The sequence below is a fragment of the Pseudaquabacterium rugosum genome, from assembly GCF_038066575.1.
Classification (GTDB): domain Bacteria; phylum Pseudomonadota; class Gammaproteobacteria; order Burkholderiales; family Burkholderiaceae_C; genus Pseudaquabacterium; species Pseudaquabacterium rugosum.
Window position 1 is genome coordinate 187766 of record NZ_JBBUTF010000003.1, and the last position, 9977, is coordinate 197742.

Genomic DNA, 9977 nt, shown 5'->3' on the forward strand with positions numbered 1-9977 from the left:
GCGCTCCCTCACAGGGCTGCGGCCATCACGGCCTGCATGTACTCGATACCGGAGCTCGACGGGTGGTAGCCGTCGGGACCGAGGTAGGACGGCCGCCAGCCGGACCGGAAGTCCGCGAGCCGCGCCGCGCCCTTGCCGCACAACTCGTTCGTGAACGCATCGAGCGCGTCGTAGATCTGCTTCGAGCCACCGGCCCCGATCCCGGGTTGGTAGATGCTGTTGTAGATGACCGGCTGCGCGCCGATGGCATCGCACACGCGCAGCGCGTGCAGCAGGTCGAGCTTGGCCAAGTCCACGACGCGCATGGTCTGGTTGCCGTAGGCGACCAGGTTGTTGGTCGACATGTTGGGCATGACGACATGGGTCGGCCTGTACCCGGCCTGCACGAGTGCGTCGAGCTGCGGCATGAACTGTGGCCCGTTGCACGTGCTGGCACCGCCGTTGATGACGGTCCAGGGCTCCTGAGGCGTGGACTTGCTGAGCACCGCGCGCGTGAGCCACGAGTCCATGCCGTAGATCTGGTAGCCGCCCGACTCCATGACGCTGTCGCCCAGGCCCAGGACGCTGTTGACCGGGCGGTCGTACTGGAACTCGACCATGAACACGTGGCTGCCCATGTTCGCGTTGTTGTTGGCGGCGAACGACAGCGCGCTGCCGGGCATGTTGCCGAGCGTGCCCACACCATCCGCGGCGCCACCGTCCTGCGCGTAGTAGCGTCGCCCCCAGGGCAGGCCGGCCTGCCGCGCCCTGTCCCAGCCGTAGAGGTAGTACTGCCCGGCGGCGTCGGTGTTGAACGTGTTGAGCCAGCTGTGGGTGTCCCCAGCTGCCGCGCTGCGCCGCAGCCGCATCAACAGATGCGGGCGGGCGCCTGACTCGGGCGGGACGGACCGGCAGTCGATCCAGTCGCTCACCAGGATGCCTGGACACACGGTCAGCAGGCCCGTGCCGGCGCCAGCGAACGGGGCGCAGTCGGTGCCGGGCGGCAGGATGGGGCTCTTGGTTGCGCCACCCCAGGTGCCGCGACGCCAGCCGTAGATGTTCGCGTCGGCGTGCGCGACGTAGCTGTTGAACTGTCGGCGAGCGCCGGCTTGCGGGTAGCCCGCCGGCGGCGTGACCTGCGGCACAAAGGCGTTGGTCGGCGTGTCGTAGCCGACGGCCTCGGTCGCGGCGACGCAGAACTCCCAGTCCCGCGAGACCTGCTGCATCTCACGCGAGAACAGCCACAGCCGGACGGCCGAGAACGGCGCCTCGGCCTCGATCCCGTAGAAGTGGGTGTTGGTGCTCGAGCTGCTGGTGACGGTGACGCCCTGGGATCCGATGATCCGCGTCGCGCCGCTGGTGCGGCGGTTCGCGGCGCGCTGCGCGGCACGCGCGCTGGAGAGGTCATCGCCGTCGCTGACCAGGCTGAAGAGCCCCGGGTAGCCGCGCGCGATCGCGCCGACCTCGTCGGAGACCTGTGCGGACATGGATGTCACCCAGGTCAGGCCGGACCCCGTCAGGGTGTCGGCCCACGGGGACTCCAGTCCGATGTACTTGACGATGTCCATCAGGCCTTTCCTTCCCAGACCCGAAAGGCCGCCAGGGCCGGGTCATTGAGCATCGTCCGCGCGTGCTCCGGGTCCCGCAGGAACTCGGCGAACGTGATGCCCTTGTCGTTGATGTAGCGCTCGACGACGACCGCCGGGAGCGAGGCGGCATGCCGCATGTCGGCGCCGCCGGTGGCGCCCGCCTGGCGCAGCGCTGCGCAGTGCTCGGCGATCGGGGTGCAGTCCTGCGCACGCTCGATGGCCACCACACCGTCGGCAGCGTGGTAGCGAGTGGCAACCCCCTCCATCAGCAGTCCTCCACGGGACTGACGCCGAGCGTGCCGCCGGTGCTGAGCGCCACCACCGCGATGTGCGTGTTGCCGCTGATGAAAACCTCGATCGAGTCGGCCGGCTGCACCAGGATGTCGCCGGGGGCGGCGACCACGCCCACCACGCCGAGCCTCACCCAACAGGGCTGGGTGGCCACCAAGCGAACCCGCTTGACCGACACGCCGGAGACCTTGGGAATCGCCGCCGCGGATGACGTGCCGTTGAAGGCGATGGCCACCCCGGTGTTGAAGATGGACAGCGCCATGCCTTCTCCTTTGCTTGACCCGCGTGTTACAGCAGATCTCGCACGGCGCCGCTGGACTTCTCCTGGCGCGCCTCGAGCGTGAACTCGGTCAGCAGCTGGCGCCGATCGGAGTCGCCAGTCTTGGCCAGCGGCGTGGTCGACATCGGACGCAGCACCGCAACGGCCCACATGTCGGACTGGATCGCGAAAGCGGTGCGCGGACGCTGGAAGCGGTTGGGCACGGCTTTCACCGTACCGAAGTCGCTGATGTAGACGTCGACGGTGTCCGCCTGCGCCTTCTCCCGCTCGATCTGCAGTCGCAGCATCTCGACCTGGTGGCGGTTCTGCGCCTCGACCAGCTTGGGATCCGGCGCAGGCGGCTGTGCCGGCGTCTGCTCGGGGTTGGGGAAGAAGAGCTCCGGCTGCTTGAAGCCCAGCGCCTCGCACAGCTTGCCATCACCTTTGCCCCATCGTTTGGCAGCTCCGGCGGCTCCTGCGGCCTTGCGTTTGCCACCGATTCCGGCCGCCTTCTCGCGCTCGGCGTCCATGCGTTTCTGGCGCCACTGGCCATCCTCGACGCTGAAGAAGGGCTGCAGACGCGGTGCGCACTTGCGCCAGGCCGACACGGGCAGCTTGGCGATGGCCGCCAGCGTGTCCTCGTCGTCCGGCGGCGGGCCGTTGCGCCAGTAGTCCATCAGCAGCAGCAGGTAGGCGCCGTGCTGCTCGGTCGTCAGGCGCGACGTGTCGGCCAGGTAGTCGCCGATGTAGAGCGGCATCCAGGTGTCGGAGCGCTTCGTCATCGAGCGCGCTCCTCGGGCCTCGCCCCGATCACCACCGGCGCCGGCTGATCCGTCCGCGCACGCTCGGCGGCCTCGCGGCGGATCTGCTCGGCGATGGCGTTGCAGGTCTGGCCCTCGCGCCGGCCGCTGCCCTTGGTGGTCTTGGCGCGTGGGTCGGCGCAGCGGTCGCGCTCCCATGGGATGTGCGGTGCGCGCATCAGTTGGTCCTCTCCGTCCACGGGCGCAGCGGCGCCGGGTAGCTGCCGATGGCCAGCGCCGCGAACCCTGCGCCCTGCAGCGGCGCGCTCGGGTCGATCTCGTGGCGATCGAGCCGGCGCGGGATGACGGTCGCGGCAGGCGGGAGCGCGGCAGGCGCTGCGACCGGCTCGGCCTGCACCGGCCGGCGCGCGCTGATCTGGAAATCGGGCCGGCGGGCGCCCTCGAATCCGGCCAGCACATCGGCGATGGTCGGATGCACCAGCAGTTCGTCGGGCAGGCGGAATCGGATCTCGGGCCGACCGCGCTGGCCTGCTACGGGCTCGGTGTGGATGCGCTGCAGCGGGATGCCGCAGTCGCGGATCACGCGCTGCAGGGCTTCGCAGGCGTGCTGGACGGTGCAGGCGAGCACGACGCTCAGCTGCAGCGACGTGACGCCCTCGGGCCGCGCTGACAGCTGCAGCGCGATGTAGGTGCGCGAGCCGGTGCGCGGCCGGCCGACGACGAGGCTGGCGACATCCACCGGCGTGTGTAGGCGCGCACTGACCGCGGGTTGCCCCGCATTCAGGGGGTCGGCAGACTGGCCGATATGACGATCACGCCGGCCTCGCTCATCGCTGCCGCTCGCGTAGCCCGGCAGGTCACCGGGCGCGCCGCGGTGCTGGCCGCGGCTGGTGGGGGTGGGCATGGGTCAGGCCTCCTGTGGCCTATGGATGGGCGGGCGCCCCTTGCGGTGGGAGGATCGAGGTCCCTCAACCACTTCACCTGCCACGGCAGGGGCACCCATGGAAATCGAACGAGAAATCGAGCGGTTGCGCGCGTCACTGACGGCGCAGACCTTTGTCGTCACAGCGCTGGTCCAATGCGTGCCGCCAGAAGCGCGGCAGGCCTTCGCGGACCTGCTGCGCGAGCAGGCCGAGCGCTTCACCGTGAGCGCGCTGAACTCACCCATGCCAGAAGCTTTCGTGCGGTCGCTCGAAGCCAGCCTGGCCCCGTGGGAGCAGATGGCCCAGGATCAGCTGCCGGCGCCGGGCTGAACCGAACGCCAAGCGCCTCCAGGAGGGCTCCGGTCGTCGCCAGATCAGATGCGCTGAGGCGCTCTTTCGGGGCAGAGGGCCCCGCAGCGGTCGCCTCGGTTGCCACGTCGGCTTCACTTCGCATTGCTGCTCTCCAGTTGAGCCGGCGGGCCGGCCACGTCGATGCACGGCCGGCCGTCGGGGTGCGGCCAGGTGGGGTCGGGGATGCGGGCCCAGGTGACGTCGGGGCGGAGCTCTTCGACGGGGGTGCCGCTCTCGCGCTCGATCGCTGGACAGCGCAGCGCAGGAATGCGGCCGCGCCACCCGCTCACCGTCGGCATTCGCACGCCGGCCATGCGCGCGACCGCGGCGACGCCCCCCAGGTCATCGATCAGGTTCGTCATGCGGTCTGATGATAGGCGCACCTATCGTTACACGCAAGGTGCGCCTTCGTGCGGCTAGATAGGCTGCCCTAATGAATACGCTTGCTGAACGATTCACGCGCGCGATGGATGAGCGCCCGGGCGGGGGATTGCAGGCGGATCTGGCGCGCTACTGCGGCGTCGCGCGCCCGTCTGTGTCGGACTGGTTCCGCGGAGAGACCAAGACCCTGAAGGCCGCAACGCTCATCCTGGCGGCCGAGTACCTTGGCGTCCGCCCGCGCTGGCTGCTGGATGGCGTGGGGCCAATGCGCGACCAAGGCGCGCCGGCCGCCCCGGCGCCGACTGCCCCGACGTTGGGCGAGGCACTGGAGGTGCTGGGCATCGCCCTCGCCGCAGCGCCGCCGGACATGCGCGAAGCGGCCGCCGCCAACCTGGCGGGGCTGGCGCGCGCCGGCGGTCAGGGGCCGTGGACCGGCCTGGTGCTGCAGCTGCTGCAGGCCGGCGCTGCCGGCGGCGCCGAGCCCGTCAAACGCCAGCGCGCAGCCTGAGCGTGGCCCAGGTCTACAGACTGCCGCCCCGTAGGCGGCCGCCGGTGTGTGGTCCTCACCTGCCCCGCGTGGCCACGGGGGCCAAGGTTGAGGGAATAGACAGGGATTGGGGAATATTTTGAAGAGACTTCTATATGAATTGATCACCGGATCAATCGTAGTGCTTATAGCCCTAAATTGGTTTGATTATGGGCAAATTGCTTTGGGTATTTCGTCCTTTCTCTATATTGTGATATGGCCAATTCTTGATGGATTAAAATCGGAAATAAAGCAACTTGAGCACAAACTATCAACGATAGAAGCCGAGAAGAATAAATCAGTCGATCGACTGCATGACCGAATTGATGGAGTGGAAAGATACATTGAATCACTCCATTCTCGTAGGCAATTATATTAATTTAGATTGCAACCCGCACCCAGCGCCCTGGGCTGCCGTCTTTCGCGGCAAGTCCATCGCCACGCCGCTGACAGAGGTGTCCCGCGACTGCGACGCGGATGTCATGCACAACGACGCGGGACGCCGCATGGCGCGGCGCCGTCCTACGCACATCAGATGCGGGATTGACTTACAGTTGAGGTGGATCGGTAGTCCACCTCTGGGCAACAGGGGAAACAACAACGTGGCACAGTCCGATCCAGGGAAGAACAGGGGCAAGCATGAGACACATTCAGATACTATTGGAAGGTGCCGCAAGCCTGCTTTCGGCTTTTCGGCCGCGGGCATATCCGGAGCACAGCAGTTTCATGGACGATGCCATGAGCCTGCGCGGCGACTGGAATCGTGTCGGCCAAGACATGCATGCAGCCTTGAAGCTGGAATCAGCTGAAAGGGGCGCGCATGGCCAACAAGCAGACGCGCGTGGAAAGCCGCAAGGGCGATAGCCACGTCGCACTCACGCAGCACGAGTCCGATGCGCCGATTGTCCCGGTTGCGCAACTGGAAAGGCTACATGCATTTCGGCCTGATCTCGTGGATTGGGTTGCTCGGCAAACAGAAATAGAAGCCGCGGAAAGGCGCGCGCGAGATAAGCGCGTCGACTATATGATTCTGGCCGAGCGGATGTTCGGCAAGATCTGCGTGGTCGCGATCAGCGCGTTCTGCGTCTACATCGCCTACCGGCTCGCCATGAGCGGTCACGAGTGGCCGGCGGTGGCGATCGGCACAACGGCCGCGGTCGGCCTTGCGACCGCCCTGTTGCGCCCGACGCGCTGACAAGGTCGCCAGCCGTCGGCGCCCTCTGCGCCAGAAGCCCGCCCAGAGCGGGCTTTTTCACGCCCGCTCGACACCCGGCTGTCGTCCTACCATTGAACGACACCGACCCCTGCGGTCGTGAATTTTCACGTCCACCCGGTCGAGCGGATGCGTCAGGCAGACGCAATGCGGACACTCCCGCCCCGTAGTGCGTCGCCAGCCGCTCGCTGGCACACAACGGGAGCTCCCACATGAAGAAGATCGCCGCGGCCGCCATGGCCGCTCTGCTGTGCATCGGCCAGGCCTGGGCCCACGGTGGCGGCACGGACCGCAACGGCTGCCACAACGACCACAAGCACGGCGGCTACCACTGCCACTGAACCATGATGAAGACCTTCACCGCCGCTGCGGCGGCCTGCGTCCTGCTGATGTCGGCCGGCGTCGCCCATGCCCGAGGCCATGGCGGCTACAAGCTGCCGGGCGGCGAGCACAGCGTGTCCGGCTACACCAAGAAGGACGGCACGTACGTGGCGCCGCACAACAGGACGAACCGCAACGACACGCAGCGAGACAACTGGACGAGCAAGCCGAACACCAACCCGCACACGGGCAAGGACGGCACGAAGGATCCCGCCTGGTGACGTTCTGACGCCGGCAGGGTCGCAAGTTCGGCCCGCTCGCCCCCCACCGAAGCCCGCCCCGTGCGGGCTTTTTTGCGTCCGGCGTCGCGCCGTGTCGCGTTTCGGTGTGCATCCGGGCGCGTGGCGATGCGTCCGGCGTCGCGCGCTGTCGCGTTCGGCGTCACCTGTTCTGGGGATGCCTCTCAATTTGATAGGCACACCTATTGACACCGATGTAAGGTGCGCCTATCGTACTCCCATCGCAGCACAGAGCTGCAGGGGGCACAGATGGCACACGCCACGATCACCGCCGGGTCCGACCTGGACCACTACGGCACCAACACCAGCCACGCGGCCGACCCGCGCAACTTCGACGACGAGGGTCACGTCGACCCACTGGAGCTGGCGCAGGACGCCGCGCTGGCGGCCTTCGCCGCCGGCACGCAGCTGGCCATCGACGGCGGCAGCCCGATCAGCATCCCGACCGCGGTCAGCTACTTCGTCGACTCGCGCGGCATCGGTGAGGCCCTGGCGCTGGCCCTGCGCTGCGCCCTCGGTGACGCACCGAGCCCGGCCGGCGCGGTGGCCGCGCTGCAGCAGGCGGCGCTGCTGATGGCGGCCGAGTACGCCGCCGACAACGTGGGCCTGTTCACCACGGCCGACCTGGCCGATGACCTGGGCGAAGAGGTGGGCCCGTGAGCCCGCGCAAGAGCCTGATGCGCGAGCGCATCGAGGGCATCACCGGTGCCCTGCTGATGGCCGCCGCGATCGCCCTGCCGGTCGCGCTCATCGACCCGATCACCACCACGACCGAGGAGGCGCCCATGCGCGCAGAGCTGACGATGGCCGCCCGCGGCCTGGATGCCGAGGACGCCAGCCGCTGGCCGGCCATGGCCGCGGAGGCCTGCACCGAGATCGGCGCCGACATGGCCGAGCAGGCCGGCGCGCCGCGCAGCTGGGTGGTGACCACCTGCGGCGTTGCGGCGGCCGCGGTTGTGGCGGCCCTGGCCTGGCTGGCGCGGGGCGCGTGATGGCTGCCGTCAGCCTTGCCCCCGAGACCTGGGAGGCGATCCGGCGCCGCGCCGAGATCGCCGCCCTGTGGGCTCGCGTTGCACCCGCCATCCCTCGGCCCGGGCTCCGGTTTTTGAACGTTGGGTGCTCGCACTGCGGGCGCCGATTCGGCCCTGGCGACAGCGGCTATTCCCACTGCCACGAGCATGCCGGCCGCGCGCCGGTGGAGGATTGATCGTGATGACGCCGAGCGTCTACCGCGTCCGCGCATCGAGCTGGGGGAGCCTGTTCGACTGCGCGTTCAGATGGGAGGGCGAGCACCTGCTGAGCATCCGCAAGCCGTCGGGCATGCGGGCCCACCTGGGCACGTCGGTGCATGCCGCAACCGCGGCATTCGATGCGGCCCGCCTGCCGGGTGCCGAGCCGATCGAGGTTGATGCCGCGGCCGGCGTGTTCGTTGACGCGCTGCGCAAGCCGGAGCGCGAGGTTGACTTCAGCGGCGACGAGCTGTCGTTGTCGCAGGCTGAGCGGATCGGCCTGGCGCTGGTGGGCATCTACTGCACCGAGCTGGCCCCCCGCTTCGAGTTCGTGGCCGTTGAGGCTGAGCTGGAGCCGCTGGACATCGACTGCGGCGGCGGGATCGTCGTGCGCCTGACCGGCACGATGGACCGGGCTCGCGTTGCCCGCACCGACGGCGGGACCGTCATCCCGGACATCAAGACCGGTTCGCGCGTGATCGTCGACGGGGTCGCCCAGGTCCGCGGCCGCGCGCCGCAGCTGGGCACCTACCAGCTGATGTACGAGGCCACCACGGGCGAGCTCACGTCGGGCGCCCAGGTGATCGCCCTGCAGACGTCGAGCCGCCCCGCCGGTGCGGCCTCGCGCGTCATCGACGCCCGGCGGGTGATGGTCGGCACCGGCGAAGCGCCGGGCCTGATCCAGCACGCCGCGGCCATGTTCCGCACCGGCCTGTTCCCACCCAACACGCAATCCGTGCTGTGCAGCGAGCGCTACTGCGCCCGCTGGAACAGCTGCCCTTACCACGAGTGATCGACAGAGACGACATCATGGCAACCGACATCGCTGATCTGCAGAAGCGCGACGCCTCCCCCATCACCCAGCTGCGCAGCCAGCTCGACCGCATGAAGGGTCAGCTGGCCCTGGCGCTGCCCAAGCACATGAACGCCGACCGCATGGCGCGCCTGGTGCTGACGGCGTTCAGCTCCAGCCAGGATCTGCAGCGCTGCGACATGCGCAGCATCGCTGCCTCGCTCATGATCGCCGGCCAGCTGGGTCTGGAGCCGGGCGTCAACGGCCAAGGCTACCTGATCCCCTACAAGGGCACCTGCACCTTCGTCCCGGGTTGGAAGGGCCTGGTTGACCTGGTGGCTCGCGCCGGCCGCGCAACCGTCTGGACCGGCGTCGTGATGCCCGGCGACGAGTTCGACTATCAGCTCGGTGATGCGCCGTTCTGCCGGCACAAGCCGGGTGACGAGGTGTCCGGGCGCTGGACCCACGTCTACGCCATTGGCCGCGTCCGCGATGCGCAGATGCCCATCATCGAGGTCTGGACCCGCGGCAAGGTCGAGCGCCACCTGGCCGAGTACAACAAGGTCGGTGGCCGCCACTACGCCAAGCAGGGCGAGAACAACTTCGAGATGTACGGCCGCAAGGTGGCGCTGCTGCAGGTGCTGAAGTACATGCCGCAGAGCGTCGAGCTGGCCACCGCGACCGAGCTGGCGGACAAGGCCGACACCGGCCAGGGCGTGGTGCTGGATGGCGACCTGGTGCGCTTCGTGGACGAGCAGCCGCAGCAGGCGCAGCAGCAGGCCAGTCAGCCCCCCGCCTTCGACATCGACACCTTCTGCCGCCGCATCGCCGCCTGCACCGACCTGGAGACGCTGCAGGTGCTGAGCGACGAGGCCGAGGAGCTGCCCGACGGCCCCGACCGCGACCGCGCGATGCAGGCCCTGATCCAGCGCGACCGCCAGCTGGCCAGCGCCCCGGCGCCGACCCCGGCACCCGCCCCGACCCAGCCGCCCGCCGCCTCGCCTGCCGCCCGCGTGGCCCGCCGCGGCGCCGGCTCGGCTGGTCAGACCGTCATCGAGTGAG

At 68.8% G+C, this 9977-nt stretch carries 16 protein-coding genes; 9 read left to right on the forward strand and 7 right to left on the reverse strand.

Going from position 1 to position 9977, the window contains the following annotated elements; all coding sequences use genetic code 11:
- Positions 1 to 8: 8 nt before the first annotated feature.
- Genes AACH11_RS03445 through AACH11_RS03470 form a run of 6 tightly spaced genes read right to left on the reverse strand, consistent with a single transcriptional unit; the run spans position 9 to position 3783 of the window.
- Positions 9 to 1547 (reverse strand): SGNH/GDSL hydrolase family protein, encoded by a 1539-nt coding sequence (locus AACH11_RS03445; protein ID WP_341372797.1) that lies wholly within the window; start codon positions 1545 to 1547, stop codon positions 9 to 11.
- Positions 1547 to 1834, reverse strand: a complete 288-nt coding sequence (locus tag AACH11_RS03450; RefSeq protein ID WP_341372798.1) for a hypothetical protein — start codon at positions 1832 to 1834, stop codon at positions 1547 to 1549. Before AACH11_RS03450 ends, AACH11_RS03445 begins: the two co-directional genes overlap by 1 nt.
- A complete protein-coding gene (locus AACH11_RS03455; RefSeq protein WP_341372799.1) occupies positions 1834 to 2121 on the reverse strand; it encodes a hypothetical protein in 288 nt (95 codons plus the stop codon). The genes AACH11_RS03450 and AACH11_RS03455 overlap by 1 nt, the downstream gene beginning before the upstream one ends.
- A 26-nt stretch (positions 2122 to 2147) precedes the next feature.
- Positions 2148 to 2900 (reverse strand): SU10 major capsid protein, encoded by a 753-nt coding sequence (locus AACH11_RS03460; RefSeq protein WP_341372800.1) that lies wholly within the window; start codon positions 2898 to 2900, stop codon positions 2148 to 2150.
- Positions 2897 to 3097 carry a hypothetical protein gene (locus tag AACH11_RS03465; protein WP_341372801.1) on the reverse strand — a complete coding sequence of 67 codons (201 nt, stop codon included), beginning with the start codon at positions 3095 to 3097 and terminating at the stop codon, positions 2897 to 2899. Before AACH11_RS03465 ends, AACH11_RS03460 begins: the two co-directional genes overlap by 4 nt.
- Positions 3097 to 3783, reverse strand: coding sequence for a hypothetical protein (locus AACH11_RS03470; protein ID WP_341372802.1), 687 nt, complete (start codon positions 3781 to 3783; stop codon positions 3097 to 3099). The genes AACH11_RS03465 and AACH11_RS03470 overlap by 1 nt, the downstream gene beginning before the upstream one ends.
- Positions 3784 to 3880: 97 nt before the next feature.
- Between AACH11_RS03470 and AACH11_RS03475 the strand changes: the two genes are divergently transcribed.
- A complete protein-coding gene (locus AACH11_RS03475) occupies positions 3881 to 4132 on the forward strand; it encodes a hypothetical protein (protein WP_341372803.1) in 252 nt (83 codons plus the stop codon).
- A gap of 113 nt (positions 4133 to 4245) precedes the next feature.
- Here the strand turns inward: AACH11_RS03475 and AACH11_RS03480 are convergent, their stop codons facing one another.
- Positions 4246 to 4515 carry a transcriptional regulator gene (locus tag AACH11_RS03480; RefSeq protein WP_341372804.1) on the reverse strand — a complete coding sequence of 90 codons (270 nt, stop codon included), beginning with the start codon at positions 4513 to 4515 and terminating at the stop codon, positions 4246 to 4248.
- Between the two features lie 104 nt (positions 4516 to 4619).
- Here AACH11_RS03480 and AACH11_RS03485 point away from each other — a divergent pair, with 104 nt between their 5' ends.
- The 8 genes from AACH11_RS03485 (at position 4620) to AACH11_RS03520 (ending at position 9976) form a co-directional block, all read left to right on the forward strand.
- The gene (locus AACH11_RS03485) at positions 4620 to 5042 is read left to right on the forward strand and encodes a helix-turn-helix domain-containing protein (RefSeq protein WP_341372805.1); all 423 of its coding nucleotides are present in this window, start codon (positions 4620 to 4622) and stop codon (positions 5040 to 5042) included.
- Positions 5043 to 5880: 838 nt separating this feature from the next.
- Positions 5881 to 6255: a hypothetical protein gene (locus AACH11_RS03490; RefSeq protein WP_341372806.1), complete on the forward strand. Its 375-nt coding sequence runs from the start codon at positions 5881 to 5883 to the stop codon at positions 6253 to 6255.
- Between the two features lie 230 nt (positions 6256 to 6485).
- The gene (locus tag AACH11_RS03495; protein ID WP_341372807.1) at positions 6486 to 6614 is read left to right on the forward strand and encodes a YHYH domain-containing protein; all 129 of its coding nucleotides are present in this window, start codon (positions 6486 to 6488) and stop codon (positions 6612 to 6614) included.
- A gap of 6 nt (positions 6615 to 6620) precedes the next feature.
- Positions 6621 to 6875 (forward strand): hypothetical protein, encoded by a 255-nt coding sequence (locus tag AACH11_RS03500; protein ID WP_341372808.1) that lies wholly within the window; start codon positions 6621 to 6623, stop codon positions 6873 to 6875.
- Between the two features lie 267 nt (positions 6876 to 7142).
- Positions 7143 to 7553 carry a hypothetical protein gene (locus AACH11_RS03505; RefSeq protein ID WP_341372809.1) on the forward strand — a complete coding sequence of 137 codons (411 nt, stop codon included), beginning with the start codon at positions 7143 to 7145 and terminating at the stop codon, positions 7551 to 7553.
- Entirely contained in the window at positions 7550 to 7885 is a 336-nt protein-coding gene (locus AACH11_RS03510; RefSeq protein ID WP_341372810.1) for a hypothetical protein, read from the forward strand. The genes AACH11_RS03505 and AACH11_RS03510 overlap by 4 nt, the downstream gene beginning before the upstream one ends.
- Positions 7886 to 8105: 220 nt before the next feature.
- Positions 8106 to 8915, forward strand: coding sequence for a RecB family exonuclease (locus AACH11_RS03515; RefSeq protein WP_341372811.1), 810 nt, complete (start codon positions 8106 to 8108; stop codon positions 8913 to 8915).
- A 17-nt stretch (positions 8916 to 8932) separates the two neighbouring features.
- Complete coding sequence (locus AACH11_RS03520; protein ID WP_341372812.1) at positions 8933 to 9976, forward strand: recombinase RecT; 1044 nt, start codon at positions 8933 to 8935, stop codon at positions 9974 to 9976.
- Position 9977 lies beyond the last annotated feature (1 nt).